Below are 25,798 nucleotides of genomic sequence, written 5' to 3' on the forward strand. Positions count from 1 at the left end.
AAAAAAGTGGCGTGCCACTAAAAAAAGCAGCATTCCAAGAAAAAAAGTAAATGAGTCCGATGGAACACCCACTACATATCAATTGACTCATCGTTCATTTACAGCAAGGAGAAGGGATAAATGGACAAAGAAAAGCTAAAGGGTCGGGTCTACCTATCACCAGTTATCAGTGCTGATGAGCTGGTAGAGATGATCAACAAAAGAGCCGCGGAGTTAGGTCGGGTACCTGAAAAGGAGGAATTCGAGTTTGCTCAGGTGGTCAAAATAAAATATGGCAGCTGGCGAAGATGCCTATCAATCATCGAGTTAGATCCTAAGTATTCCCTCAGTGATGAAGAGCTGTTGGAATTGGTTCAGGCCAAAGCCGCGGAAATAGGGCGCACGCCGGAGCGAACCGAGTTTGAATATGGCTCGTTAATCAGACCCCGCTTTGGCAGCTGGAAAAAATTCGTACTGCAAGCCGGACTTGAACCGCCGATACCTAAACCAAAGATAACCAATGAAGAATTGATTGAACAGGTTCAAAAACAAGCGGCGGAACTGGGGCGTACGCCGACTGCACCTGAGTTTAAGAACAGGAAAACGGCTCAAAAAAGATTTGGCAGCTGGAACAACTTCATACTAAGTGCAGGGCTGAAAACAAATGATCGGAAACTAAAGATCACCAACGAAGAGTTTATTGAGCGGGTTCAGAAGCAGGCGCAGGAATTGGGCCGCACGCCGTTAAGATCTGAGTTTGAAAAAGGAGACGTAGCGGCTAGTCGCTTTGGCAACTGGACTAATTTTTTGCGGAGTGCGGGTTTAGAGCCGAAAAATCCACGGTTGAGCAATGAAGAGCTGATCGCGCGCGTTCAAGCCAGAGCGGCGGAGCTGGGGCGCACCCCCTTGAAGACTGAATTCTTCCACAATGAAGCGGCTATTAATAGGTTTGGCAGCTGGGCAAACTTTTTGCAAAGTGCGAGTTTGGAACACGAAGGCCAATACATGAGCAAGAAAGAGCTGGTCAAACGCTTAAAAGAGCAAAAGGCCGAACTGGGACGGACACCCCATAAAGCAGAGTTCAAACACAGTAGTACCGCGGATAAAAGATTCGGCAGCTGGAAAGCATTTCTGAGTTATGCAGGCTTGGGGCCAAAAAGGCTGCGTAATGAAACGTTAATCAAACGGGTCCAGGAAAAAGCCGAGCAGCTGGGTCGTTCGCCGAAAATGAAAGAATTCCCGCTGTATCGCCAAGCCATCAAACGGTTCGGCAGCTGGACGAACTTTTTGGAAACTGCCGGCTTAGAGGTCCGCAAGGTGAACCGCATCAGCAACGAAGAATTAGTGGCAGCCATTCACGAAAAGGTGGCGGAATTGGGGCGCACACCGACGCAACAGGAATTTGACTACGGGACGTTGGCCTCCAGTCGCTACGGTACTTGGTACGAATTTATAAAAAGCGTTGGTCTGGAGCCGGTGAGGGCTAGAAATGTTTTTACCAATGAAGAGTTGATTGAAATGGTTCAACAGCAGGCGGCAGAACTAGGGTATACGCCAAATGGCCCTGAATTTAAGTTTGGATCGATGGCGTCGCAGCGTTTTGGCAGTTGGGCCAAATTTGTCGAAAGCGCTGGTCTGGAAGTGCGTCGAACGAAGAATGTGATGAAAAATGAAGAGTTGATCGAATTGGTTCATGTGATAGCGGAAGACTTAGGTCGCACCCCAGTTAGAGAAGAATTTCCGTATACTTCCCTGACAATCACTAGATTTGGGAGCTGGACTAAATTTTTGGAAAGTGCTGGGTTGGAACAGTATACTGCCAAAAACCGGATGAAGAACGAAGAGCTGATCGAATTAGTGCAAGCAAGGGCCACCGAGTTAGGCCATGCACCAACTAAGGATGAATTTGCCTACACTGCTTTAGCGAAAACTCGATATGGTACTTGGAACAACTTCATCGAAAGTGCCGGACTGGAGCCCAATAACCCGAGATATAATTTAAGCGAAACGCAGCTGATGGAATTGATTCAAGCACAGGCGAAGAAATTGCGCCGCACACCTTTTCGTAAAGAGTTTAAGTACAGCACGTATGCGGTGAAAAAATTTGGCAGCTGGGATGAATTTATTGAAAGTGCTGGCCTGGAAAAGCGTAAAGCAATGAGTGGCTTAAGCGATAAACGGTTGCTCAGATTAGTTCGAGCACAAGCAAAGGATGAAGGGCGTGTCCCAACCAAACGATCATTCCCCTATGGTGCAATGGCCGCCAGCCGATATGGCAGCTGGAGTAATTTCTTGAAGGCAGCTGGGTTGAAAACGTGGAAGCATGGACCAGTGATTAGCAATGAAGAGTTAATCGAGGGTGTCCAAGCAATGGCCGCCGAGCTAGGCCGTATCCCTACCAATAAAGAGTTTAAGCAGAAGCATACAGCGGTCAGCCGATATGGCAGCTGGAATGAATTCTTGTGTCAGGCAGGCTTGAAGCCGAAAAGAAGTGAAACGACGCTAAGCAACGAAAAGTTGATCAGCCTCATTCAAGAATTAGCTGCTAAGCTAGGTCATGTGCCTAGCGCCGAAGAATTTTTGCATACCAAAGGTGCAACTTACCGATTTGGTGGTTGGATTAAATTCTTACAGGAGGCTGGTTTTGATTTGAGTAAATTCGACCGACGTCTAAGTAACCAAGAGTTGATTGAATTGGTTCAGCTGAAAGCCGCAGAATTGGGCCGCTCCCCGATAGTCAGAGAGTTCCAGTATGGCCAAATGGCCGCCAGCCGATATGGCACTTGGGGCAAATTTATGGAAAGCGCTGGTCTGAAATCCTTTAAGGCTAGATTAAGCTATAGCGAGTTGATCGAATTACTTCTAGAAAGAACAGCTGAATTAGGTCGAGTGCCTAAGAAAGAAGAATTTGAATTCAGTAAAAGGGCCATCAACAAATTTGGTTCTTGGAACACCTTCTTAGTGGACGCCGGCTTGGAGGGCGAGCAGACGAAGCCCACTAGCAATAATAACCCGTTGGATTTGTGGTTTTTGTAAAATTTGGAAGTCGGCGTTGAAAGTCGCGGGTCAGCTGTACGTTTGAAGGAAGCCTTATATAATAGAAGCAAAAATTCCAACAGTATGGATTGTGTTGGACCAGAAAAGTCATGGGAACAGGGTGCTTTGCACCAGTCCCACGACTTATTTGTTTTTCTATTTGATGCAATATTGGGCTGAGCAACTTTCTTAATAGGAAAAACTTTTGGCGCGGCGCTGATTTTCCAGTAATTTTAATAAGCCGATAATGATTCCAATAATAGTAATCGCGCTTAGCAGGAGGACCACACTGACAAGCAGCAGGATTGGCCAAGGAGATTCCAATGCTGTGGTCACCGGTTGAACCAACAGTCTGTTTGCCAGGGCTGGAATGTCTAATTGCTGCAGGCGATGCAGGGCTTCAAGGATTTCCTTTTCCGTAACCTCGCTACCTAAGGAGAAGGCAAATTCGCCGGCGGCTTGATTTGCGACGGCAATTTTAGCAGCGATCAGATTGCCGATCCCTAAGTAACCAATTCCAAGATTGGCAAAGATCACCAATCCCAACGCCAGGTTGCCAAAAGAGAGCAGACCGAGTGAAAGATGACCAAGGCTGACTAAACCGGCAGTAATCCCACCGACAGAAATAGCTCCCAGTGACAGGACCCCAATCGAGAAAAGACCGCGACTAAAAATGCCAACTGACAGAATCCCCGTCGAGAAAAAACCGCAGCTGATCACGCCCTTCGCCTTGGGCATTTGACGTAAAATGGCATAATAGCTTTGTCGCAGACCATACGTCCGAAGCAACTCCGGAATATTGGGGATGACAATATGCAAAATCGGCAGCAGCGCAATCACAAGCGGACTTTTGTACTCGAAGTAGGTAACCGGCTCCCGTTCATTTAATAAGTCATCAATCGTCGTTTCTAAAAGCTGCGCAATTTTTTTCAAGGTCTCAATGTCCGGCTGCCCATTTCCCCGCTCCCATTTTGAAACCGTCTTATCTGAAACGTACAAGATACTGGCCAACTGCTTTTGGGTCAGGTCATGTTTTAACCGATAGTGTTTAAGTTTTCTTGCTAAAAAGGTCTCCATAAAAATCCTCTCCTACCATAAGCTGTTTTGTGGGGCTTCTATTCTTTAAGCATAGCAAATTTTCATCATAATGGTAGAAAAACCTGCACAAATGCGACTCTACTTTGCGTAGAATGTTGGTTTTACAGGCTTTTCGTGCTATTCTGGAAAAAAGAAAAGAAGGATGTGTTTGGATGCGGATTTTAGTGGTAGGCGGAAATGGCACCATCGGCCAAGCGGTGGTGGCGAAGCTGCGGGAAGAAAATTATGAAGTACTGACTGCTGGACGAACCAGTGGTGATGTACAGGTGGACATTACTTCAACTGAAAGCATTGAGCAAATGTTTCAAAAAATCGGTAATTTAGACGGGATTATTTCAACTGCTGGCGCGGCGAAAAAAGTGTTAGTGGAAGAGATGACGCCGGAAGATAATCTAGTGGCGGTGCAAAGCAAGCTGCTGGGTCAGATCAATTTAGCGTTGATTGGGCAAAAATACTTGCGTAATAACGGCAGTATTACGTTGACCACCGGCGTGATGAAGGACGACCCGATTGCGGCGGGCGCTTCTTCGGCAATGGCAAATGGTGGGGTGGCTGCTTTTGTTAAAGCTGCAGCGATTGATTACACCCGCGGGATTCGGATTAATTGTGTCAGCCCAAATGTCTTAGAAGAGTCTTTTGAAAGATTGAAGGAGTCTTTTAAAGGTTTTGTACCAGTGCCGGTGGATCGGGTGGCAACGGCGTATTTGAAGAGTGTGGCTGGTAAGCAGACCGGGCAGGAGTACAAAGTTTATTAGTTGGCCAGATCTGAGACTTGAGATAATAGCAGCAAAGGAAAACGTAGCTAAATTTCCATAATGACCTTCAAGTTCCGACTAAAGGCGGATAAGGAATTTTCTAATAAGAGGTATAATAAAAGAAAACGGAGGCGAAGGTTATGAAAAAGTTAGGGATTATTTGGTTATTGGGAATTACGCTATTATTATCCGGCTGTTTTGCTGCGGCAAAGGAAGTAAAAGAAGAGGTTGATAAGCAATTAAATAAAGGCATCGGTGAAGTGACTTTATTAACACCTGAGATTACACCGGAAGACAATACCTTACGATTTAAGGTAACAGACTTTGATGAAGAGAAAACTACCTTCGTCTATGTAGCCAATCAAAAAGTGATGGAAGAAAAGTTGAAGAACGATCAAGAGTATACGATTGACATCGAAGGGCTGGAGGACGCTCATCCAACCGATTACAAACCAAAAGTGCATTTTGTGCAAACGGAGAACGATTCGGAAGCGGGCGAAGAATCGACCATGTTTAAAGAGGTTCGGTATACAGTAGAATAAAAAGCAAAAGCTGAGAAAGCTGCCTGAGGAATCAGACAATTTTCTCAGCTTTTTTTGGTTTAAACGTGTGTTTCATAAATCCGGCTTTTTTCGCCCCAAGGATGAAAGCCGTCGCCAATGTAAGTGAAGTTCATTTTCTCGTAAAGGCCAACATGATCGGTGCATAGATAAAGTTTTTGATAGCCGAGTTTTTGGCTATCTTTTTTGATTTGATCGATAATCAAGCGGCTCAAATTTTTCCCGCGATAGGCTTCATCAATAAATAGGGCACATAACCAAGGCATCAAATCCATTCGACTGATAAAATCGTTAGGGATTAAGCCGGCACAACCAATAATTGTCCCCTCATCTTTTAAGGCATACCACATAGGTAAAGCAAGTTTTTCTGTTGTCGCGTGATCTAGGCAATCGCGATAGAGTTCGTTGGTTTCGTCATTGGCCCATTGCAGTTGTAAATATTCAGTGAGTTCATTTTTTAATTCAGGGGATTCTCGTAAATTTAGAAGTTCCATTCTAGCACCTGCTTATTTAGTAGTAGTAAAGTGTGTTTTTTATCATTGTAGTGTGTAGGCTTGGGAAAAGCAATGAAGTATTGAATTGCTGCTGCTGGTTGAAAAGGATACGTGCTGCACGTATAATTGTAGTAAGAGAATTTTGATATGGAAGCGAAATAGCATGTTACTTACTTATCCAGCAGTTTTTTTTATGACTGATGATGATTCTATTCCGTTTTACATTGTATTTCCTGATGTTGAAGGGGTGGGAACACAAGGAAAAAGCATCACTGATGGGATGGAAATGGCCAGTGATTATTTAGGGTTGATGCTGGCAGATTTACTAGAGCAAAACGAAAAATTGCCGAAGCCCTCTAAAGTGAATTCGATCGATGTTCCTCAAGTGGCTTCTGAGATAGAAGTGGACTATATCCCTGAAGAAAGTTTCGTCACCTTAGTATCAGTCAACTTGAGTGAGTATTTAGAAATGAATGAGCTCAAGAAAAAGACCTTGACGATTCCCAAATGGGCAGATAAATTAGGGATGGATTTGAAAATCAACTTTTCTCAGACTTTAGTAGAAGCAATCGTAGAAAAAGCGCAACAACAATAATGATCGTACGACCGGATAATTGAGCCAGGTGCTGAATTATTCGGTTTTTTTGCGAGATTTGATAATAATACAACTAAAATGCGTAAGTTAATATAAAAGGGGAATATTCTATGGGTATGGAAAGTTTTCGTAATATGCATTTTTGTAATTGGCATAAGTAGTCTAGGAAAATAAAATCTTCAAAAGGAATTAGCAGCGTATGTTAAAGCAGAAAAAATATTGCCCAAGTGTAGCACCTGTGCTACACTTGAGGTGGCCTAGGAGGTCTACAAAATGAGTGAGCGGAAAAAATGAACAGACCAGTATTTGATTGGGGAGAAGAGTTTGAGGATTTTTTGAGGTCATTGAATGTTAAAGATGAAGCAAAAATAAGAACATTGATAGATCGTGTGGAAGCAACAGACTTACAGGATTCAATTCGCAAAGAACGTGTAAAAAAACTTAGCAAAAACATTTATGAATTACGCTCTCAAACAGATGAGCATTGGCTTAGAGGATGTTATTTCCAAATTCAAGGAAATAGTTATTGGATCACACACGGTTTTAGCAAGAAGAATAATAAGACGCCGAAAAGAGAGATAAAGAGAGCTGAGACGATTCGTACCACTTATTTTAGGAGGAAAACTGATGAGTAAAAACAGTGAAGCCATCAAAAAGCGGATGGCGGAAAGTGAAGAATTTCGACAAGAATTCATTAAAGAGGTTCAACGACTTGATTTAGCTGATCTGGTTTTTCAATTGCGGGAACAGACTGGTTTAAACCAAACTGAATTTGCTAAAAAAGTAAAAAAATCTAGATCAACCATTGCCCGGATCGAAAGTGCGCGTGTAGAACCAACAATTTCATTGCTCAATGACTTGGCACAAGCATTTGATCTAAATTTGGAAATAAAATTTGTGAAAAAAGAAAAACAAAACAGCTGATAATAAGGGGTATTACAGCAATCTCTGACGATTCCTAAATGGGCGGATAAATTGGGGATGGATTTGAAAATCAACTTTTCACAGACTTTAGTAGAAGCGATTGTGGAAAAAGCCCAGCGATAATAATTGAATTGCCGAATAATTGAGCCAGGTGCTGAATTATTCGGTTTTTTTTGAGCAGAAAAGGAATGAAATGCGTAAGTTAATATAAAGGGGGGGAATAACGAATGAGTATATAAAAGTATATATTTTTATGATGAAATGAAAAGGAGGAATACCTTATGCCGATGTCAGGTAAAGATCTTTTGCGTTTAGCCGGGAAGAGTGGTTGGAGGGTAATTCGCCAAAAAGGTTCGCATGTCCGAGTGGAGCATATTGAAACGAAGCTAAAGACGGCTATCGTTGTTCACTCGAATAAGGACTTGCCTAAAGGAACTGAACAAGCATTGGTGAAACGGCTGGGGCTGAATTGATTATTTTCAAGGAAAGGACATATGATGGAAAAACAAGAATTCGTTTATGCTATGCGCATTAGCAAGCTGGCCGAAAATGACTATTTTATCGACTATCCCTTTGAGGGAATGGCGATCAATGCATCAGCTGAAACGCTGAATGAAGCGGTGGAATTAGCCAAAAGTTCGCTGGAATTTACCTTATTTGATTTGTATGAAGCCAAAGAACCATTTCCAGAAATGGCTGAACAGGCGTTGGCCGATTTGGAGAAAGGTAAAGGGGCAAATCAATACATCACCTTGATTGCCACTAACCTCACGGCTATTTTGAAAAGATTCAGCGAAGAGCCAGTGAAGCGAATGGTATCCATCAAAAAATACCAGGATTTCTATTTGAAGAACAACGACATAAGTATTTCCAAATATGTGCAGGAAAAAATTGACCAGGATATACAAAGAACTTAAGTGGTGGCTATATATAATAGAAGGAAACGGAATAACAATTTGAGATCGAGGAGAGAAATAATGAGCAAAAACAGTGACGAAAGCCGGAAGATTGAGCTAGCTGACCGAATCTCCCGGGCACGAGAAGATGCAGGATTGAGCATCGAGGATTTTGCTAAAGAACTGAAGCTGTCCGTATCCAATACTGTCTCATTGGAAAGAGGTCAGATGGTGCTGACGGATTCACTATTGAAGCGTATTTCTGAAGTGCTGAATACAAAATTTGAATAAACAGCAAGAGCCTTCTGGATGTCCAGAAGGCTCATTTTAATAATCACTTGGATAATGCACCACGATAAATTTCACCACGCGGTTGGTTTGGTTGTCCCAATTGTGATCCAGCGTGGAGAAATAGTGGGCGGAATCGCCGGGATACAGCTGATAGCTTTTTCCGTCTAGATTTAAGGTCAGAATCCCTTCCAAAATGTACACGAATTCTTCTCCATGGTGGGGATAGGAATCGGGAAATTCTCGTTCTTCGTGGGGCATGATTTCAATCAGCTTAGGCGCCATTTCCTTGTCCTCGGGTACCGGACTCAATTGTTTATAAATCATATTATTTAAAATACGCAGGACTGGCTGATCATAGCCGCGAATAATCGGTTCGACTTCTTGTTCATCATCAAAAAAGTAATTGATCTTTACTTCAAAAATATCGGCAATCGTTGATAGATGTTCCACGGCAATCGTGGTGATCCCCCGTTCAAACTGTGACAGAAATCCGGTGGACAATCCAGTGGATTCCGACAGCTGCTTCAAGGTTAGTCCCCGCTCGGTGCGTAGGGCTTTGACTTTTTCCCCAATATTCATTGTTCTCCTCCTCGAAGTTCTTATAATAATTATAACGCAAAATGCAGCAAAAGCCTATCTGGTCATGCTCGTGAACCGCGGCGAAAAAACCCGAAGTAAAATTCATAATAATGAAGAAATCGCTTGCAATCTTTTTGGATTGTGATTATAATTACAAGTGAGTAGGAGGGGGATAAAGTGAAGAAACGACCCACAGTTTTTAACATTCAAAAGTTTTCCACTCATGACGGTCCCGGCATTCGGACGACGATTTTTTTCAAGGGCTGTCCTATTAGATGTGAGTGGTGTCACAATCCTGAAAGCCAGGTATTTGCGCCAGAGATAATGCTGAATAAATACGGCAAGGAAGAGCTGATCGGCAAAGACTATTCAATTCGTGAATTAGTCAAAAAAATCCAAGCAGATCAAATTTTCTACGACCAATCCGGCGGCGGCGTAACCTTTTCCGGCGGGGAAGTAATGGCTCAGGACATGGATTACGTAGTGGAGCTAGCCAAAGAGTGTCAGCGCATGGGAATTTCGGTCACGATCGATACTTGCGGGGTAGCACCGAGAGAAAATTACGAGAAGATTTTGCCTTATGCGGATTTATTTTTGTACGACCTAAAGTTCATTGATTCACAATTTCACCGTGAATTTACCGGGATCGGCAATGAGTTGGTTTTAGAGAATCTGCGTTATCTTTCTCAGCAAAAGGCTGCGATTGACTTGCGTCTGATTTTACTGGAGGAGATCAATGCCGACGAGGAAACAGCGGAAGCAATTATTGATTGGCTGGACAAAGAGAATATTCACGTAGATGAAATTTCTTTGTTGCCATATCATGATTTTGGCCGGGACAAGTACAAACGTTTGAACAGAGAATGCACACAAAACTTTATCAAACCATCCGATGAACAAGTGGAAACGATCCAAAAGGTTTATGAGTCAGCTGGTTATCAAGTTTCAATTGGCGGATAAAGGGTAGATTAAAAGGAGGAAAATAAATTGACTGAATTAACACTGGAACCAACGCGTAGAGGAAGTACAGAGCGGATCAAGGAATTGCGGGAAATTAGTGAAAAGGGTTGTGAACCGCGGATTTCGATGGAGCGGGCGGTACTGTTAACCGAAGCCTACAAGCAATGGGAAGGCAAAGTGTCCGCGCCGGTTTTACGGGGCTTGGCCTTTAAGCACATCATGGAAAACCGCACCAATTACATTGAAAAGGGCAGTCTGATTTTAGGAGAAAAGGGTCATGCTCCTTGGGCGGCGCCAACTTTCCCTGAATTATGCTGTCATACGATGGACGATTTCGAAAACATGAACAATCGGGAAAAAGTGTTCTTTAAGGTTTCGGAAGAGGATCGCAAAATTCAAGAGGAAGTGATTATTCCTTACTGGCACGAGCGGGCGATGATGACGCGGATGAATAAATTGTTGCCAGAAGAGTGGCATCTATTATTTGATGGCGGTTTGTATACTGAATTCTTGATGCAGCGGGGGCCGGGGCATACCGTGGCAGACGGCAAAATGTATCAAAAAGGTTTTGCTGATTTTATTGCGGATATTGAGCGAGAAATTGAAAACTTGGATTACAACAATGACATGGAAGCCTTGAACAAGCGGGAAGAGCTGGAAGGCATGAAGCTGGTGTGCGAAGCGATGATTATCTTCGGTAAACGCTATGCGCAGCAGTGTCGTGAAATGGCGGAAACGGAAACTGATCCGCAATGGAAACAGGATTTGCTGGACTTAGCTGAAGTCTGTGATGTAGTTCCAGAGCATGCGCCGCAAACCTTCCGTCAGGCAATTCAAATGTACTGGTTTGTCCATATTGGGATCACGGTGGAAATGAACAACTGGGATGCTTATTCGCCAGGGAAATTGGATCAGCATTTGGAACCATTTTATGAAAAAGACATTGATGAAGGCCGATTGACCCGTGAGGAAGCTCGTGAGTTGCTGGAAAACTTGTGGATTCAGTTTAACAATCAACCAGCACCGCCAAAAGTGGGTATTACCTTGAAAGAAAGCGGCACTTACACCGACTTCTGTAACTTGAATACCGGTGCATTGCGGCCAGATGGTACTAGCGGTGTCAGCGAGGTCAGCTATTTGATTCTTGAAGTTATGGACGAAATGAAATTATTGCAGCCGAGCTCCAATGTGCAAATTTCGAAAAAATCGCCAGAAAAATTCCTGCGTGAAGCGTTGAAGGTTTCTCGTAAAGGCTGGGGCCAACCGGCGTTATACAATTCAGAAGCGATTTTGAGTGAGTTGGCTTATTTAGGCAAATCGGTGGATGATGCCCGTGAGAGCGGCATTTGTTCTGGCTGTGTGGAAGTGGGCGTGGCTGGTAAAGAGGCTTACGTGCTGACAGGGTATTTGAACATTCCGAAGATTTTCGAATTGGCGATGCATCGCGGTTACGATCATTATTCCGGCAAACAAGTCGGCATCGATGTGGGCGATTTCCGGGAAATGACCAGCTATGAAGAAGTCTACAAAGCCTTTTATGAAGAGCTGCAATATGTGGTGGACGTGAAGGTGGCCGGCAACAACATGATCGAGCGGATGTACATGGAATTCATGCCCGTACCGCTGCTTTCCGTGATGAGCGACGACTGTATCAAGGCCGGAAAGGATTACAATGCCGGCGGGGCTCGTTACAATACCAGCTACATTCAGTGTGTGGGAATTGCGACAATCACCGATTCATTGGCAGCGATCAAGCACAATGTATTTGAAGAAAAAACCATGACTATGGATGAATTGATCGCGGCTTGTAACGACGATTTCGAAGGCCACGATGATATTTACGACATGGTTTATAATGAAACGCCGAAATACGGCAATGACGATGATTATGCCGATGACTTATTGAAAAATGTCGCCGAATCACTGCAGGATGTGATTGCAGGTCGGCCAACACCAAAAGGCTCGAAAACGGTAGTGGAATTCTTGCCGACAACTTGTCACGTGTACTTTGGTCAAGTGATGGAAGCTTCACCAAACGGCCGTCACAAAGGCATTCCGTTGCCTGATGGCATTTCGCCAGAAAAAGGCGCGGACCGCAATGGACCGACAGCCGTAATTAAATCGGCATCTAAAATCGACCAAACCAAGACTGGCGGGGCATTGCTGAATCAGAAATTTACCCCAAGTGTGGTAGCGGGAGAACAAGGAATTACCAACATGGCATCCTTGGTACGCAGTTACTTTGCTTTGGATGGACACCATATCCAGTTTAACGTAGTCAATCGGGAAGTGCTGTTGAAGGCGCAAAAACATCCGAAGGAATACGAAAATCTGATTGTGCGGGTAGCCGGCTACAGCGACTACTTCAACAATTTGGAAAAAGCGTTGCAGGACGAAATTATCGCCCGGACGGAACAAGCTTTCGGTTAAAAAATTTGATCCTAGAAAGGACGCGGGAGTTTCTTTCTAGGATCTATTTTAAAGGAGAAGAAGTATGAAAGAAATCGTTTTAGGCGTATTGGTTGTGTTTATCCTGTTGCACATCGGTGTTTTAGGACGGGATCTGTTGAAAAACAAGGAGGATCTGGGCAGCGGAAGTATGCCGGTTTCCATCGGGATTGGGTTTATCACTGACTTTTTGGACACGTTGGGAATTGGTGCATTTGCGCCGACGACTTTGTTAATGAACGTGACCAAGCAGCTGGATGATGACCGCAAGGTGCCGGGCACTTTGAATGTCAGTCATGCATTGTCGTGTTTGTTGGAAGCAATTATTTTTATTACGGTGGTGAAGGTGGAGCCGCTGACCTTGTTCTCGCTGGTGGCTGCGGCGACGGTAGGTTCGTGGATTGGTTCGAAATACGTCACCAAACTGCCAGAGCAAAAGGTTCAATTTGTAATGGGCTGTGCGTTGATTTTGACGGCGATTTTGATGGCCTTGAAGCAATCGGGCTTAATCAACATTTTAGGTGAAGGTAATGTGGCGACTGGTTTGACAGGAATCAAATTGATTATCGGAATTGTCGGGAACTTTGGCTTAGGTGCTTTAATGACCATGGGTGTGGGACTTTATGCGCCGTGTATGGCGATGGTTTACATGCTGGGCTTGAGTCCGCTAGTGGCCTTTCCGATCATGTCGGCCTCTTGCGGGGCATTGATGCCAGTGGCTAGTATCAACTTTATTCACACCGGTGAGTATGCAAGGAAAGTCAGCTTAGGGATTACCATCGGCGGGATTGTCGGCGTCATTATTGCGGCGAAATTCGTGACGGGTCTAGATATTACCGTGCTGACTTGGATCGTTATTGTGGTGATCATTTACTCTGGTTTCACCTATATTCAAAAAAGTCGCAACATGGCGCGAGTACAAAAAACATAATTGTGAGCAAATGAAAAACGGAGGCTGATAAATTGTTAAAACAAGTCAATGCAGTGAAAAAGGCCAACATTTATTTTGATGGGAAAGTAACCAGTCGAACGTTGATCCAAGCAGATGGAAGCAAGGTGACACTGGGATTTATGTTGGCTGGTGAATATACCTTTGGCACCAATGAAGCCGAACTAATGACGGTACTTCAGGGGGGAATGAGCGTGCTGCTGCCGGGTGAAACGGCATGGCGCAGGATCGCTGAAGGGGAAGAGTTCAGCGTTCCGAAAAACAGCGAGTTTCAAGTGAAAGTAGATAAATACGTGGATTACAGCTGCTCCTACATTACGGAATAGCTGACAACGGCCCAGACTTGGGGAAGAAGTCTGGGCCGTTTTTTATTTAATATAACGAAAAGCTTTATAAGGTCGGCCGACTTTAGTGTAAATTGTTTCGCTTTTCAACTGGCCTAGGTTTTCTAAATAGTGAATGTATTTCCGCACCGAAACGTGGGATAAGCCGCATTTTTCCGCCAGCTCTTGAATGGTGAAGGGCTGGTGGATTTCGTCGATCACTTTAAAAATATGATCCATTGTCTGGTTGGATAGGCCTTTGTCCAGTTCAATCGCAGGTGGTGCTGCATCTTTGGGCGCTTGCTGCGACGAATTAAGCAAACGGTCAATCGTGTCTTGGCTGACTTGACTGGAATCCAGCTGGCGTCTTTTGTCTTGAAACTGCTGGATACTTTGTTGGAAACGTTCAAAGGTAAAGGGCTTGATCAAGTAGTCAATCGCACCTAGATGAAGCCCAGTCTGGACGCTGTTGGTTTCGTTGGCGGCAGTGATTAAAATAACTTCAACCTCGGTGCGATTGGCTCGCAGCTGGGTCAAAAAATCTAAGCCGTTGCCTTCTTTTAAATGAATATCCAGTAAAATCAAATCCACTTGTTTTTCGGACAAGCGCTGTTGCGCATCGTCAACGGTATCGGCGGAGTAAATTTCTTCAAAGATAGCCAGCTTTTCCAAATAATTGCGATGGATAAATTCCACCATCGGATCGTCTTCAATAATTAGTACGTTCATGTCGGGCTCCCTTCGTAAGCAGTGGTGATGTGGATAATCAGCTGTTCTTCGGTGATATCCAGCCAAAATTCTCCCTGGGCATCCTTTAACAGCTGTTGGAAATAATTTTCCTTAAACACCAGCTCCAGCGAATCGCTTTTTTCTTCTTTTAAAGCTAAGCGATAGGTGGTAGTTAACTGCTGGTTGCGATACTCGATGGACATCGCTAATTCTTCCGGCAGCCAGCGTTGCAGCAGGGCGTGATGAATGTAGCGATAAATATTGATAATGTTCGTTGTCTGTTCTTGATCAGCCGCTTCTGGGATTTCCGGTGCAATTTCGATCAGCAGCTGAGTTTTTCGTTCAGCAAATTTTTCCCGTTCGCCGATGAAAAATCCCGCCAACATGGGATTGCGCACGAGAATCGATAGACGATGAGAAAATTCCTTTTCCGGCTGTAAAATATCGCCTAAATAGATTTTCAGTTCATTATAAGCTTCTAAATCCACCAAACCGTAAATGACATGGAGCTTGTTCATGAATTCGTGGGACTGACTTTGCAGAGCCGTTGCGTATGCTGTGGTGTTCGCCAGTTGATCGGTGACGAACAAGGATTCAGTAGCATTACGCAGAAAGACAATCGAACCGATGCGGCGTTTGTTTACCATAATTGGTGCCGCCGAAAAGAGATAGTCTTGGCCGTTTTGACGATACAACTGTTCCACTGAGCGCTCAAAATCAATTTGTTCTTTGTCTTGCAGCAGCTGGCTGATTGGTTGACCAGCTAAATCGGTAGGCTGGTTGGTCAACTGCTGGTACATGTCGTTAGCGGCAATATTGGCTAAAGTCACGATCCCTTCCGTGTTTACCACCACCACCGCATCCTTGGTTTCATTCAGCATGGCGTTACGTTCTTCCAGCAGGCTGGAAATTTCTCGCGGCTCCAAATTCAGCAGTTGTTTCTTTAAATAGTAGGCAACTAGTAAAGCCACAATCAAACCGGCGCCGACACTAACGATTAAGGCCAGCGTATAGCGGCTGCGGGAATTTTCGACTAAGGTGCTTAAAGAATCTAAGCGAATCCCCAAAGCGATCACACCGATTTGCTTGTTTCCTTCATATACAGGTACAAACCCCCGCAGTGAACTGCCTAGTGTGCCTTCGCTAATGGAAATATGATTCTTCCCTTGGAGCGCCGGCGCTTCATCGCCGCCTTTGAAGGGCTGCCCGATTTGGCTTTCATCCGGGTGAGTCAGGCGGATGCCTTCCATATTCATCACCACTACAAAATCCAACCCGTGAATCGCAGCGACTTCTTTGGTATATTCTTCTACTGTATCTGAGGGCGTGTCTTCATTGAGTACTTGAAGAACCCCCGGCTCAATCGCCAGTTGCCGGCCCACTGACAGCAGCAGCTCTTCTTCCTTCTTTTGAACCATTTGGGCATCCTGATACAAAATAAGTCCATATAAGATGGTGTTAGTGATTAATAAGGTTGCCACGAAAATGATCGACAGCAACGTCCATAGCCTAAGTCCTTTTTTCATCGTAAACTCCTCCACTTTGAGTATAGCACAGACTTTTTTTCCGCTGAGTACTTAAATTACTTACCTTACTTAAATTAGTTAAATAATCTATTTTAAATGCTCAGCAGGGGGTAAACTGAAACCGTAAACAAAACAAGGAGGCAAACATAAATGGAAAAGAAGATCGAAAAAGCACAACCGGTATTACCCATTAAGCCGAAGCTGAAGGGTAAGAAATTTCTTGAAAAATGGATGGACGTCAAGGTAGGTTCGATGCCACTTCCAGTATACGCAGCTATGGCTACGGTAATTATTGCCACCGGCCTGATGCAGCAATTGCCGGTCAACATGCTAGGCGGCTTCGCAGTTATTTTGACGCTAGGATGGTTGTTAGGAACAATCGGCGCCAACATTCCTTTTGTGAAAAATTTCGGTGGTCCAGCTATTTTATCTTTGTTAGTGCCATCTATTTTAGTCTTTTTCAACTTAATCAATCAAAACATTTTGGATTCGGCAGATTTGTTAATGAAGCAAGCGAACTTTTTATACTTCTATATTGCTTGTCTAGTCTGCGGCAGTATTTTGGGGATGAACCGCAAGATGCTGGTTCAAGGCTTGATGCGCATGATTATTCCAATGACCGTTGGCATGCTTTGTGCTATGGGTGTAGGAACGTTAGTTGGTGTATTAGTGGGATTTGATTGGCAACATGCCTTGTTCTTCATCGTAACGCCAGTATTAGCCGGCGGAATCGGCGAAGGCATCCTGCCATTGTCGCTAGGCTACAGTGCGATTACCGGCATCGGCAGCGAACAGCTGGTAGCACAATTAATTCCAGCAACAATTATTGGTAATTTCTTCGCGATTATGTGTTCAGCGTTACTTTCTCGTTTAGGGGAAAAACGTCCGCATCTTTCTGGTCAAGGTCAATTGATCAAAATGAAGGGCGCCGACGATATGGCGGACGCGTTAAAAGAAGACAACTCGCCAATTGATGTAAAAATGATGGGTGCGGGTGTAATGACAGCATGTACCTTGTTCATCGCCGGCGGTTTGCTGGAGCATTTAACTGGCTTCCCGGGACCTGTGTTAATGATCGTCTTGGCTTCATTCTTGAAATACTTGAACATCGTTCCTAAAGAAACGCAACGTGGTTCAAAACAATTGTACAAATTTATTTCCGGCAACTTCACCTTCCCATTGATGGCAGGTCTTGGCTTGTTGTACATCCCGTTGAAAGACGTGATTGGAACGTTGAGCTGGCAGTATTTTGTAGTCGTGATCAGTGTAGTATTCACGATTATTGCAACCGGATTTGTAGTTTCTCGCTTCATGAACATGAACCCAGTCGAAGCAGCCATCGTTTCAGCTTGCCAAAGCGGCATGGGCGGAACTGGTGACGTAGCGATTTTAAGTACAGCAAACCGCATGAACCTGATGCCATTTGCACAAGTTGCGACTCGTTTAGGCGGCGCGATTACCGTAATCAGTATGACCGCGATCTTGCGGATGATTTTTTAAAGATAGTTAGTTAAACAAGAGTAAAATAGGAAAAAGGGATGCCAGTTCTGCTTTTGGCAGTTTAGCAAAAGCAGAACAAGTATCAAAGAATTTTAGCAGAAACATCAAAAGGGACGTGTAGCAGAATGGTATACGGCCTGAAAATCAAACTATTTTTTGGAAAAAAATAATACCTTAAAATGAAGAAGGAGCGAAATAATGAGCAGAGATGTAAGAGAAATAGCGTTAGAGCAAGCAAAACAAAATGGTGGTAAATTAGAGGTTGTTTCTAAGGTCAGCATCGAAAATAAACAAGACTTGAGCATTGCCTACACGCCGGGAGTTGCGGCGGTTTCCTCAGCAATTGCGGAAGACAAAAACTTGGCTTATGAATTAACAACTAAGAAAAACACCGTGGCGGTTGTCAGTGACGGCTCAGCGGTTCTAGGCCTAGGTAATATCGGCGCCGAAGCAGCAATGCCGGTAATGGAAGGCAAGTCTGCCTTGTTTAAACGCTTCGCTGGTGTGGATTCTGTGCCGATCGTCTTAGACACACAGGACACGGAAGAAATTATTCAAATCGTTAAAGCCATCGCACCAACTTTTGGTGGGATTAACTTGGAAGACATCAGCGCGCCTCGTTGTTTTGAAATCGAACAGCGTTTGATCGAAGAATGCGACATCCCCGTTTTCCATGATGACCAGCATGGTACGGCGATTGTAGTTTTGGCGGCGTTGTTCAACAGCTTGAAATTAATTGGCAAGAGTATTGATGAGGTTCAGATTGTGGTCAATGGCGGCGGGTCAGCTGGTTTGTCAGTCACCCGGAAATTCTTGGCAGCTGGCGCGAAAAATGTGATGGTGGTAGACAAAGTGGGGATCATTAACGAACAGGACAGTGATCAATTGCCTCCTCACCATGCAGAAATCGCCAAGCTGACCAATCGCGAAAAACGCTCTGGAACATTAGTGGATGCTTTGCAAGGCGCGGATGTCTTCGTCGGTGTTTCGGCTCCTGGCGTGTTAAAACCAGAATGGATTCAACGCATGGCAGACAAACCAGTCATTTTCGCCATGGCTAACCCAACGCCGGAGATTTTCCCGGATGAAGCTTTAGAAGCTGGTGCCTACATTGTCGGCACAGGCCGCAGCGACTTCCCGAATCAGATCAACAACGTATTGGCTTTCCCTGGAATCTTCCGCGGTGCGTTGGATGCTCGGGCGAAGAAAATCACGGTGGATATGCAAATTGCGGCCGCGCGCGGCATTGCTAGTCTGATTACGGATGAAGATTTAAGTACCACCAACATCATCCCGGATGCTTTCCAGCCTGGTGTGGCCCAAGTGGTTGCCGAAGCGGTGAGTGATGCAGTGCTTGAGAAGGTTGGGGTTTAGGAAATTACGATAGCTTATCAGAGAGACGCGAGGTTTGGGCGTCTCTCTTTCCTTTGGTCAAAATTTCCCCTTAATAAATAGAAGAAATCCGGTCAAAATAGCAGAAAGTATGATAAATTAGACGTAGACCAATTGAGTGAGGAGATAATTATGACCACCACACAACTTCGATCGGAGAAAAAGCATCCTGAACCGATCTTTCATAAAATAAAGAATATACAATTTCCAACGTTCTTCTTTTTGATTTTTGCCATCTTTTTTGGGGTTACCTTTATTAAGACCATTCCGCCGTTGCAGGCACCGGATGAAGTTGGGCATTTAGTGAAGGCTCATGCGTTGTCGGAATTTAAAGTGCGCCCGGAGACGCGGACGGGGAAAGAGCCGCGAAAGAGTGACCAGACTTGGGGTTTTTACGGCTTTGAGGTGCCGGATGAAATTTATCGCATGAACGAATACGCCATTGATAAATGGGGCGAAAATGAAAAGTACCCTTATATGACTAAATCAGACGGAGATACTTCCGACAAATTTATCGGAACTGGCGGAATGACTAACTACAGCTTCGTCAATTACATTCCACAAATTTCGGCGATCTGGGTGGGCAATATGCTCAATAAGCGACCGTTGGATCAATATTATTTGGCCCGTTATTTTAATTTGTTTGCTTATATTATCGTGATTTTTGCGGCATTAGCGATCTTCCCGTTTTCTAAGTGGGGCGGGGCAGTGGCAGCATTGAATCCGATGGCGTTGTTTTTGGCTTCGACGGTTTCCGGGGATGCCATGATTATCGCTGGCGGCTTTTTCTTCACCTCCTGGATTTTACATTTGCGAGGGAAGAAGCGTATCAGTTCACCGGCCATGCTGGTAAGTACGATCATGATGATCGGTCTAGTTTTAATGAAGCCGACGATGATTGTGCTGGGCTTGCTGTTCTTCTTATTGCCAAATAGAGCGCTGAATGTCAGAAGGAAAGTTGCTTGGGGGATATTGATTTTAGTTCTATCCGTTGGCTTTTACCTTTTGTGGAACAATTTCATGGTTGACCAGCAAATTCTTTACCGCGATTTTGCTGATCCGGCGAAGCAAGTGTCGGCCTTCTTTAAAGATCCATCGGTTTTCTTCACCAACTTTTATGAGAACTATGTGTTGGGGCTAAAAGGCGATTATATTACCCGGTCAGCAGTGGCTGATTTTGGTTTGTTGGATGCACCAATGGCGACTCATTGGATCATTTTCTATTTTTGCTTGTTGATCGTAGCTTCCTTGCTGAAGGAGGAAGACGGTGACTTTCTGGTCCTTTACCAAAAGGGGATTGTAGTCTTATTGCTGGTTGCTTATACGGTGCTAACGTTCTTTGCTTTGTACCAGATCTGGAATCCGGTTAATGCTAAGAAGACAATTGAAGGGCTGCAGGGACGTTACTTTATTCCGGCTGCTTTAACGATGGTTCCGCTGTTTAGCAGCCGCGGAAAAGGCTTAGATGTCAGCAAGCGTTCTATGAATGTGGTGTTTAGTATCAGCCTGGTGATCCTGTTCGCTGTTGCTTTGACAGTGCTGAAGGATCGTTACTAAATTTTTGAATGAGCAGTCTGTCTTCATGGAAAATGAAGTACAGGCTGTTCTTTTTTGCATTTGCTTACTTTTGGTGAGCAAAACAGAATTGTTGTGAAAAATAAGAAGATTAGGCTGTATTAAATTGCTTATTTGTTGTATTATTATTTTATAACCAATGTCATTGATTGAAGTGTTTTAGAATTTATGAGGAAATATAGGTAGTTGTGTTTGGCTGGAAAGCGGCCTAGCAGTATAAAATGCAACTATAATAGAAGAAAAGTGTTTTTGCAGGTATCAAATTCCATTGTTTTTATTCTTTCGTCGGCTGCGGGTGTATCAAGTGTGTCAAATTGTTGCGTTCGTTTGACGGGAAAGGTAAAATAAAGCAACAACAATAAAAGCGCTGACAAGCGCAATTTTGGAGGAGATAACATGAAAAAAGGGTTTTCTTATGTTTTCGTTGGGGCAGCACTTGCTATGTGCGGCGCCGTAATGGTCCATGGGGATGCTGCTGAAGCATCTACTTTGTATCGTGCGTACAATCCGAATACTGGGGAGCATTTGTACACACAAAATCACAATGAAATTCCATTTGTTGTCAACGCAGGTTGGCAAGATGAAGGAACAGCTTGGACTGCTCCAGACAAAGGCGTTGAGGTGCATCGTTTGTTTAACCCGAACAACGGGGGCGATCATTTCTATACCTTAGATACGAATGAACGGGATCATTTAACTAGAGTCGGTTGGACTTATGAAGGTCTTTCATGGCACTCAGGTGGACAAATTCCGGTGTATCGTTTGTACAATCCAAATGCTAAATCAGGAACGCACCACTATACAACTGATGGCAATGAACGCAATCACTTAGTAGGTCTGGGCTGGCGCTCGGAAGGTACTGCATTCTATGCGACTTCAGTCGGTCAGGGAAGCAACACCCCAGCTCCTAATCCAGGAGTAACGCCTAAGAAGGTTGATGAAAATATCACGGGAGTTGGCGGACAAGAAGCCAATGTTCCTGGTTCTTACCGTAATCTTTATTCAAACAAAGCTTTTGATAATGCAAACTTGAGCGGTGCAGCAGCTGTTGAGTTTTCTGCTGATGTTGCAATTAATGGTTCAACTAACGATTATGAAACACAATTTGTTATCGGAGGAACAAATCCGGCTGATGGACAGATTGGTGTTGGCTTGCACTATCAAGCAGGTTCTGACGCAAACTTTGCTCAAGGACGGATTAATACTACCAATATTAACTTCCCGGCAGGTGCGGGAACTTCTGGTCAACAGTACTATTCAGTAAACACCAATGCACCTAGAGTTAATAAGGGTCAAGCGGTGAATCTGAAAGTGAAATACTTTACTTCTGGCTATATGCAAGCTTTCGTGAACAACACGTTAGTTGGTCAGTATCAAACAAAATTAGCTACTACTAACGACGCATACATTTTGCATGTTGGTACAAACGCACCAACAACTGTACGTAACTTGAAAGTATTCAAGAACGGTGCTGATGTTACTTCGAAGGGTAGACCATCATTTGATAGCACATCATTTGACTTCTCAAGTGGTAATGCAACTGGTGCATACTAAAATTTAAAATTGAATGAAACTTGGCAGCCTGCCTCCGTTGAAATCGGGGGCAGGCTTTTTATGTGTGGTCTGACCTCAAAAATACAAGCTTCTTTATAAAAAAGAGCAATCTGTCTATTTTTTACGTTATGATGAAAAAAAGTTAAAAAAATTCTAGTGTATTTGCGCTCCACCTGTGTATATATATATGACAGAAGAAATAAATGAAGGAGGGATTCTTTTGGAAGACTTGAAATTGCTGCGAGGAATTGAGCAGCACAACGAAGAAGCATTTGAGCTGCTGATGGACAAATACTCAAAGCTGCTTTGGGTCGTTTCCTTATCAATATTAGGAAAAAATCACGATCCGCAGGACATTGAAGAAATTGTCAGTGATACTTTTTTACGGATATGGAAGGCACCAGGGAAATATCAATCGTCGCGGGGCTCGTTGAAAAATTATTTAATCTTGATTACCAAAAGTCTAAGCATTAACAAGCTTCAGCGCAATAGGAAAGACTATCTGCTGGAGGACAACTTTACCCTGGAGAATATTCCCGCGGCTGAAGAAAATCAAGAATTTGTGAATCAAATGTTTGATTTGATCAACGGCTTAAATAATCCGATGCGTGAAATCTGTTTACAACGCTATATTTTTGAAAAAACGCCAGCCATGATCAGCTGCGAGCTGAAGATGCCGCAAAAAACGGTCAACAATTATCTTTATCGGGGGAAACGGTTGATCCAGCAGGCATATGACCGTCAAGAAATGCAAATATGAATTTACTAGGCAAAGGAGCTGAAAAAAATGACGAAGAAATATGAAGAACATCCATTAGGCAAACTATCGGATGAAGAATTGGATCAGATTTTAGAAAATTACGGCAGCGATTATTCTGCTAAAAATAAAGAAAATATCAAACGCAAGGCGAAGATGAAGACAAGAAAACCAGTGGTGAAAGTCACTTTTTCTAAGAGCCGGCTTTTGTTAGTGGCGGTCATCGTACTATTTTTTCTCCCCGTAGGAACCTACGTAGCCGCAAAGCTGTGGGAAATCAATGTTGAGAAGAAAAACTATGAGCTAACTACCAAAATTGATAAGCCTGCGGAGCAATTGCCGGATACGGGGTATTATCGGTTGGAGGCTGGATATGTGCCAGAGTATTTCACTGTGAATGATGAACCGTATTTTCTTTCCTTTTATGAGGAGTTAACCCCCGAAGAGGAAGAGGCTCTTGAGAATGTAGACCAAGTTCGCTCTATACAGTTTATGCTTTATGAATTAAATGGGAAAAATATCGTTATTGATGACTACGTGAAAGATTTTAAAGAGATCAAACTGTCAAATGGCTCAGGATATTTAATTGAAAAAACAGATTCTTTTGGTGTTGAAGAGCCCGCTTTAGCTAGAGTATTTTTCGAAAAACAAAACCGATTTGTCGAAATGGAATGCTATGGTGACATTTCAGAAAAAGACATAAAGAAAATCATGGATAATATTTCTCTTGTCAATGTTGCCTCTTTTGAAGAGGCTACTCTGGCAGCTGAATATACAAGTTTGGAAGAAAAGGTAGCAGAGATGTCTGAAGGGCTAAACAATATCGAACCATTAGATAGTAACAATAAAGAGGAGGTCGTCCAACTTAACGAACCAATTGTGATCACAGACTCTAGTGGCGCCCCTATGGATGAAGTTACTGTTGTGAAGGCAACTCTTAGTGATAAAATTGCGCCAGAAGCCTTGGCTATTTTAAATGAATATCCAGAAGAGGAGCAACAAGGAAAAGCACCTAACGTAACGTGGGACAAAAAAGGTAGGCTAAAGCCTTTTACAGCAGTAAGGTACCAACCTGGCGATGGTAAACAAAGATTAGACGAGAAAATTGAAGAAGTGGAGATAGAACCTCAGTATTTAGAAATTGAACTAACGATCAAAAACGTTACTGAGGATGTGAAAGATGTGTTCTTTTACACACCAGTACAAAGGCTAGCTAAACAGGGGAATCAATTCAGTCAGTTGCGTAGCGAGACATTCTTAGCTCGTAAGACAGCCGAAAACAAGGATATACCTTCTAGCGTGCTAACTAATTATTACCAACCATTACCAACAGAAGATTTGAAAGAAGTTGAGCTTGGTATGGAAGAAGATCTTGGAATGCAATCAATAGCTCCAGGTGAAACGACCACAATTAAAGCCAGCTACATTTTAGCTGATGAAGAATACAGTAATCTATTTCTCGACTTCAGTTTTGGAATTCCTGGAAATCGCTATATCCAGTTAACACAATAAAGGTAATCGAAATCCAATAGCTGCGCCATATTCCGAGCGATTACCGCTCGGAATTTTTCTTTTGGAGTTGCAATCAGTAAGAATTGAATAAAGTGACAGTTAGTTTTTGACGGTTTAAATAATTCAAAAATTTCTTTCAAATAGAGAAAAATACCGTCCAAAACGTTAGACTAAAATCTAATGTTTTGGGCGGCAGATTATCTACTAGCCTTTTTAGAACTCAATTACTCCTCTAACGCCGCATCGGGACCAGAATACATTGCCACACCTTCGTATCTCCAACCAGCACGGATTAAAATATCTTTTTCATCACCGTTGGCCGTCAAATGGTGGGTGCCAGTCACAGCGTTAGGGTTATATAACCGGTGAACCGGTGTGCCGCCGCCAGAATACCAGGCAATTCCTTCAAACTGCCAACCAACATCGACTAACATCTCAACTTCCGCCACATTTGCAGTGTAATGATGGTCGCCACCGTTATTTGGATTGAATACACGATAAATCGGAGTACCTCTTGATGGAACTTCCCAAGCAAGTGCTTCATCCCGCCAACCAGCTTGTACGACAAATGGAATTTCATTGTAATTTTGCGTGTACAAATGCTCGCCAGTGTTTGGGTTGTAGGCTCGATATAGGATAGCCGCGTTCGCCGCTTCACCTGCGACTGCGAAACTTGCGATTCCCATGCCCACCAACAACGATGCTTTGACAATTTTAGCTTTATTCATAAAAAGTCCTCCTTTTTCGAATTCGCTTACAAGTTTATTATAACATGGATAAATCCTGCTCATGACATTATCGGGGGAGTTCTTTATTTAATGCCAGTAGCCAAAAATTCAAAGTGAAACATCATTTTAGATATTTCTGAATGTCCGTTAAACATTCCAGATAAAATCCCTGACTCCTCTTTGGTGCGCACCCCGTCAATAGGACAGTGAAATATTTTAAGATTTTTGTGGACTACTCATCGTAAATAGATGGGTAGTCTTTTTTGGCGTGACTCACTGATTTAAGCAGCTTTGTAGTAGTGCTCGTGAAATTCCATGGGTGTCATGACCTTTAGTTTTCGTTGATAACGCCCGGTGTTGTAATACTCAATGTAGCCAGTGATCATAGTGACGAGTTCCTCACGACTGTTGAATTTGCGTCCATAATAGTTCTCTCGTTTAAGCATACCCCAAAACCCTTCCATTGGCCCATTGTCGGTACATTTACCCACGCGAGACATACTCATTATCATATCTGCTTTTACGACTCGGTTGAAAAAGCCAACGTGTGTGTATTGAAATCCCTGGTCGCTATGAAAAAGTGGATGAGCCTTTGGCTCCAATTCAACCGCTTGATCAAACGTATCAAAAACCAAGTT

The 25,798-nt window shown here is 43.5% G+C and carries 26 protein-coding genes and 1 pseudogene; 20 read left to right on the forward strand and 7 right to left on the reverse strand.

What is annotated here, in order from left to right; genetic code table 11:
• Positions 1 to 120: 120 nt before the first annotated feature.
• A complete protein-coding gene (locus JZO70_RS09080) occupies positions 121 to 3,015 on the forward strand; it encodes a homing endonuclease associated repeat-containing protein (RefSeq protein WP_207673244.1) in 2,895 nt (964 codons plus the stop codon).
• Positions 3,016 to 3,204: 189 nt separating this feature from the next.
• Here the strand turns inward: JZO70_RS09080 and JZO70_RS09085 are convergent, their stop codons facing one another.
• On the reverse strand, positions 3,205 to 4,092 hold the full coding sequence (locus JZO70_RS09085; RefSeq protein ID WP_207673245.1) for a helix-turn-helix transcriptional regulator: 888 nt from the start codon (positions 4,090 to 4,092) through the stop codon (positions 3,205 to 3,207).
• 173 nt (positions 4,093 to 4,265) lie between these two features.
• On the opposite strand from JZO70_RS09085, the gene JZO70_RS09090 reads away from it, so the two are divergent.
• Positions 4,266 to 4,868, forward strand: coding sequence for a short chain dehydrogenase (locus tag JZO70_RS09090; protein WP_207673246.1), 603 nt, complete (start codon positions 4,266 to 4,268; stop codon positions 4,866 to 4,868).
• A 140-nt stretch (positions 4,869 to 5,008) separates the two neighbouring features.
• Entirely contained in the window at positions 5,009 to 5,410 is a 402-nt protein-coding gene (locus JZO70_RS09095; protein WP_207673247.1) for a hypothetical protein, read from the forward strand.
• A gap of 59 nt (positions 5,411 to 5,469) precedes the next feature.
• Here the strand turns inward: JZO70_RS09095 and JZO70_RS09100 are convergent, their stop codons facing one another.
• Entirely contained in the window at positions 5,470 to 5,922 is a 453-nt protein-coding gene (locus tag JZO70_RS09100) for a GNAT family N-acetyltransferase (RefSeq protein ID WP_207673248.1), read from the reverse strand.
• 163 nt (positions 5,923 to 6,085) lie between these two features.
• Between JZO70_RS09100 and JZO70_RS09105 the strand changes: the two genes are divergently transcribed.
• From JZO70_RS09105 to JZO70_RS09130, 7 genes and pseudogenes are all read left to right on the forward strand, one after another.
• Positions 6,086 to 6,517, forward strand: coding sequence for a type II toxin-antitoxin system HicB family antitoxin (locus JZO70_RS09105; protein WP_207673249.1), 432 nt, complete (start codon positions 6,086 to 6,088; stop codon positions 6,515 to 6,517).
• A 290-nt stretch (positions 6,518 to 6,807) separates the two neighbouring features.
• Entirely contained in the window at positions 6,808 to 7,152 is a 345-nt protein-coding gene (locus JZO70_RS09110) for a type II toxin-antitoxin system RelE/ParE family toxin (protein WP_207673250.1), read from the forward strand.
• Entirely contained in the window at positions 7,145 to 7,441 is a 297-nt protein-coding gene (locus tag JZO70_RS09115; RefSeq protein WP_242703869.1) for a helix-turn-helix domain-containing protein, read from the forward strand. Before JZO70_RS09110 ends, JZO70_RS09115 begins: the two co-directional genes overlap by 8 nt.
• Before the next feature lie 12 nt (positions 7,442 to 7,453).
• Positions 7,454 to 7,564, forward strand: a pseudogene (locus JZO70_RS22415) (type II toxin-antitoxin system HicB family antitoxin); the annotation flags it as partial.
• Positions 7,565 to 7,722: 158 nt separating this feature from the next.
• The gene (locus tag JZO70_RS09120) at positions 7,723 to 7,914 is read left to right on the forward strand and encodes a type II toxin-antitoxin system HicA family toxin (protein WP_207673251.1); all 192 of its coding nucleotides are present in this window, start codon (positions 7,723 to 7,725) and stop codon (positions 7,912 to 7,914) included.
• Positions 7,915 to 7,935: 21 nt separating this feature from the next.
• On the forward strand, positions 7,936 to 8,358 hold the full coding sequence (locus tag JZO70_RS09125; RefSeq protein ID WP_242703870.1) for a hypothetical protein: 423 nt from the start codon (positions 7,936 to 7,938) through the stop codon (positions 8,356 to 8,358).
• 60 nt (positions 8,359 to 8,418) lie between these two features.
• Complete coding sequence (locus JZO70_RS09130; RefSeq protein ID WP_207673252.1) at positions 8,419 to 8,628, forward strand: helix-turn-helix domain-containing protein; 210 nt, start codon at positions 8,419 to 8,421, stop codon at positions 8,626 to 8,628.
• 36 nt (positions 8,629 to 8,664) lie between these two features.
• Here JZO70_RS09130 and JZO70_RS09135 read toward each other — a convergent pair whose 3' ends face one another.
• Entirely contained in the window at positions 8,665 to 9,207 is a 543-nt protein-coding gene (locus JZO70_RS09135; protein ID WP_207673253.1) for a helix-turn-helix domain-containing protein, read from the reverse strand.
• Between the two features lie 177 nt (positions 9,208 to 9,384).
• Here JZO70_RS09135 and JZO70_RS09140 point away from each other — a divergent pair, with 177 nt between their 5' ends.
• The 4 genes from JZO70_RS09140 to ppnP all read left to right on the forward strand — a co-directional run bounded on the left by JZO70_RS09140 (position 9,385) and on the right by ppnP (position 13,890).
• Entirely contained in the window at positions 9,385 to 10,167 is a 783-nt protein-coding gene (locus JZO70_RS09140) for a glycyl-radical enzyme activating protein (RefSeq protein WP_207673254.1), read from the forward strand.
• 27 nt (positions 10,168 to 10,194) lie between these two features.
• Positions 10,195 to 12,597, forward strand: a complete 2,403-nt coding sequence (gene hypD / locus JZO70_RS09145) for a trans-4-hydroxy-L-proline dehydratase (RefSeq protein WP_207673255.1) — start codon at positions 10,195 to 10,197, stop codon at positions 12,595 to 12,597.
• Positions 12,598 to 12,661: 64 nt separating this feature from the next.
• Complete coding sequence (locus JZO70_RS09150; protein ID WP_207673256.1) at positions 12,662 to 13,546, forward strand: sulfite exporter TauE/SafE family protein; 885 nt, start codon at positions 12,662 to 12,664, stop codon at positions 13,544 to 13,546.
• A gap of 32 nt (positions 13,547 to 13,578) precedes the next feature.
• Entirely contained in the window at positions 13,579 to 13,890 is a 312-nt protein-coding gene (gene ppnP / locus JZO70_RS09155) for a pyrimidine/purine nucleoside phosphorylase (RefSeq protein ID WP_207673257.1), read from the forward strand.
• 42 nt (positions 13,891 to 13,932) lie between these two features.
• Here the strand turns inward: ppnP and JZO70_RS09160 are convergent, their stop codons facing one another.
• Together JZO70_RS09160 and JZO70_RS09165 are read right to left on the reverse strand one after the other, a co-directional pair.
• The gene (locus JZO70_RS09160; protein WP_207673258.1) at positions 13,933 to 14,616 is read right to left on the reverse strand and encodes a response regulator; all 684 of its coding nucleotides are present in this window, start codon (positions 14,614 to 14,616) and stop codon (positions 13,933 to 13,935) included.
• Positions 14,613 to 16,142 (reverse strand): Spo0B domain-containing protein, encoded by a 1,530-nt coding sequence (locus JZO70_RS09165; protein ID WP_207673259.1) that lies wholly within the window; start codon positions 16,140 to 16,142, stop codon positions 14,613 to 14,615. Before JZO70_RS09165 ends, JZO70_RS09160 begins: the two co-directional genes overlap by 4 nt.
• A 231-nt stretch (positions 16,143 to 16,373) precedes the next feature.
• Here JZO70_RS09165 and JZO70_RS09170 point away from each other — a divergent pair, with 231 nt between their 5' ends.
• From JZO70_RS09170 to JZO70_RS09195, 6 genes are all read left to right on the forward strand, one after another.
• A complete protein-coding gene (locus JZO70_RS09170; protein WP_242703873.1) occupies positions 16,374 to 17,642 on the forward strand; it encodes a 2-hydroxycarboxylate transporter family protein in 1,269 nt (422 codons plus the stop codon).
• Positions 17,643 to 17,840: 198 nt separating this feature from the next.
• Complete coding sequence (locus JZO70_RS09175) at positions 17,841 to 19,016, forward strand: NAD(P)-dependent malic enzyme (protein ID WP_207673261.1); 1,176 nt, start codon at positions 17,841 to 17,843, stop codon at positions 19,014 to 19,016.
• Positions 19,017 to 19,166: 150 nt separating this feature from the next.
• A complete protein-coding gene (locus JZO70_RS09180) occupies positions 19,167 to 20,591 on the forward strand; it encodes a DUF2142 domain-containing protein (protein ID WP_207673262.1) in 1,425 nt (474 codons plus the stop codon).
• Between the two features lie 414 nt (positions 20,592 to 21,005).
• On the forward strand, positions 21,006 to 22,163 hold the full coding sequence (locus JZO70_RS09185; RefSeq protein ID WP_207673263.1) for a hypothetical protein: 1,158 nt from the start codon (positions 21,006 to 21,008) through the stop codon (positions 22,161 to 22,163).
• 220 nt (positions 22,164 to 22,383) lie between these two features.
• Entirely contained in the window at positions 22,384 to 22,923 is a 540-nt protein-coding gene (locus tag JZO70_RS09190) for an RNA polymerase sigma factor (RefSeq protein WP_242703871.1), read from the forward strand.
• A 27-nt stretch (positions 22,924 to 22,950) separates the two neighbouring features.
• Complete coding sequence (locus JZO70_RS09195) at positions 22,951 to 24,432, forward strand: hypothetical protein (RefSeq protein WP_207673264.1); 1,482 nt, start codon at positions 22,951 to 22,953, stop codon at positions 24,430 to 24,432.
• 224 nt (positions 24,433 to 24,656) lie between these two features.
• Here JZO70_RS09195 and JZO70_RS09200 read toward each other — a convergent pair whose 3' ends face one another.
• On the reverse strand, positions 24,657 to 25,160 hold the full coding sequence (locus JZO70_RS09200) for a hypothetical protein (protein ID WP_207673265.1): 504 nt from the start codon (positions 25,158 to 25,160) through the stop codon (positions 24,657 to 24,659).
• Positions 25,161 to 25,441: 281 nt separating this feature from the next.
• A complete protein-coding gene (locus JZO70_RS09205; RefSeq protein WP_207673266.1) occupies positions 25,442 to 25,666 on the reverse strand; it encodes an IS3 family transposase in 225 nt (74 codons plus the stop codon).
• Positions 25,667 to 25,798: the final 132 nt, after the last annotated feature.

This window comes from Candidatus Enterococcus moelleringii (assembly GCF_017377575.1).
Lineage (GTDB): Bacteria > Bacillota > Bacilli > Lactobacillales > Enterococcaceae > Enterococcus_A > Enterococcus_A moelleringii.

Coding starts and splice junctions, on each gene's coding strand:
- JZO70_RS09080 (WP_207673244.1), top strand. CDS start 121: ATGGACAAAGAAAAGCTAAAGGGTCGGGTCTACCTATCACCAGTTATC.
- JZO70_RS09085 (WP_207673245.1), bottom strand. CDS start 4,092: ATGGAGACCTTTTTAGCAAGAAAACTTAAACACTATCGGTTAAAACAT.
- JZO70_RS09090 (WP_207673246.1), top strand. CDS start 4,266: ATGCGGATTTTAGTGGTAGGCGGAAATGGCACCATCGGCCAAGCGGTG.
- JZO70_RS09095 (WP_207673247.1), top strand. CDS start 5,009: ATGAAAAAGTTAGGGATTATTTGGTTATTGGGAATTACGCTATTATTA.
- JZO70_RS09100 (WP_207673248.1), bottom strand. CDS start 5,922: ATGGAACTTCTAAATTTACGAGAATCCCCTGAATTAAAAAATGAACTC.
- JZO70_RS09105 (WP_207673249.1), top strand. CDS start 6,086: ATGTTACTTACTTATCCAGCAGTTTTTTTTATGACTGATGATGATTCT.
- JZO70_RS09110 (WP_207673250.1), top strand. CDS start 6,808: ATGAACAGACCAGTATTTGATTGGGGAGAAGAGTTTGAGGATTTTTTG.
- JZO70_RS09115 (WP_242703869.1), top strand. CDS start 7,145: ATGAGTAAAAACAGTGAAGCCATCAAAAAGCGGATGGCGGAAAGTGAA.
- JZO70_RS09120 (WP_207673251.1), top strand. CDS start 7,723: ATGCCGATGTCAGGTAAAGATCTTTTGCGTTTAGCCGGGAAGAGTGGT.
- JZO70_RS09125 (WP_242703870.1), top strand. CDS start 7,936: ATGATGGAAAAACAAGAATTCGTTTATGCTATGCGCATTAGCAAGCTG.
- JZO70_RS09130 (WP_207673252.1), top strand. CDS start 8,419: ATGAGCAAAAACAGTGACGAAAGCCGGAAGATTGAGCTAGCTGACCGA.
- JZO70_RS09135 (WP_207673253.1), bottom strand. CDS start 9,207: ATGAATATTGGGGAAAAAGTCAAAGCCCTACGCACCGAGCGGGGACTA.
- JZO70_RS09150 (WP_207673256.1), top strand. CDS start 12,662: ATGAAAGAAATCGTTTTAGGCGTATTGGTTGTGTTTATCCTGTTGCAC.
- JZO70_RS09160 (WP_207673258.1), bottom strand. CDS start 14,616: ATGAACGTACTAATTATTGAAGACGATCCGATGGTGGAATTTATCCAT.
- JZO70_RS09165 (WP_207673259.1), bottom strand. CDS start 16,142: ATGAAAAAAGGACTTAGGCTATGGACGTTGCTGTCGATCATTTTCGTG.
- JZO70_RS09170 (WP_242703873.1), top strand. CDS start 16,374: ATGGACGTCAAGGTAGGTTCGATGCCACTTCCAGTATACGCAGCTATG.
- JZO70_RS09175 (WP_207673261.1), top strand. CDS start 17,841: ATGAGCAGAGATGTAAGAGAAATAGCGTTAGAGCAAGCAAAACAAAAT.
- JZO70_RS09180 (WP_207673262.1), top strand. CDS start 19,167: ATGACCACCACACAACTTCGATCGGAGAAAAAGCATCCTGAACCGATC.
- JZO70_RS09185 (WP_207673263.1), top strand. CDS start 21,006: ATGAAAAAAGGGTTTTCTTATGTTTTCGTTGGGGCAGCACTTGCTATG.
- JZO70_RS09195 (WP_207673264.1), top strand. CDS start 22,951: ATGACGAAGAAATATGAAGAACATCCATTAGGCAAACTATCGGATGAA.
- JZO70_RS09200 (WP_207673265.1), bottom strand. CDS start 25,160: ATGAATAAAGCTAAAATTGTCAAAGCATCGTTGTTGGTGGGCATGGGA.
- JZO70_RS09205 (WP_207673266.1), bottom strand. CDS start 25,666: ATGAGTATGTCTCGCGTGGGTAAATGTACCGACAATGGGCCAATGGAA.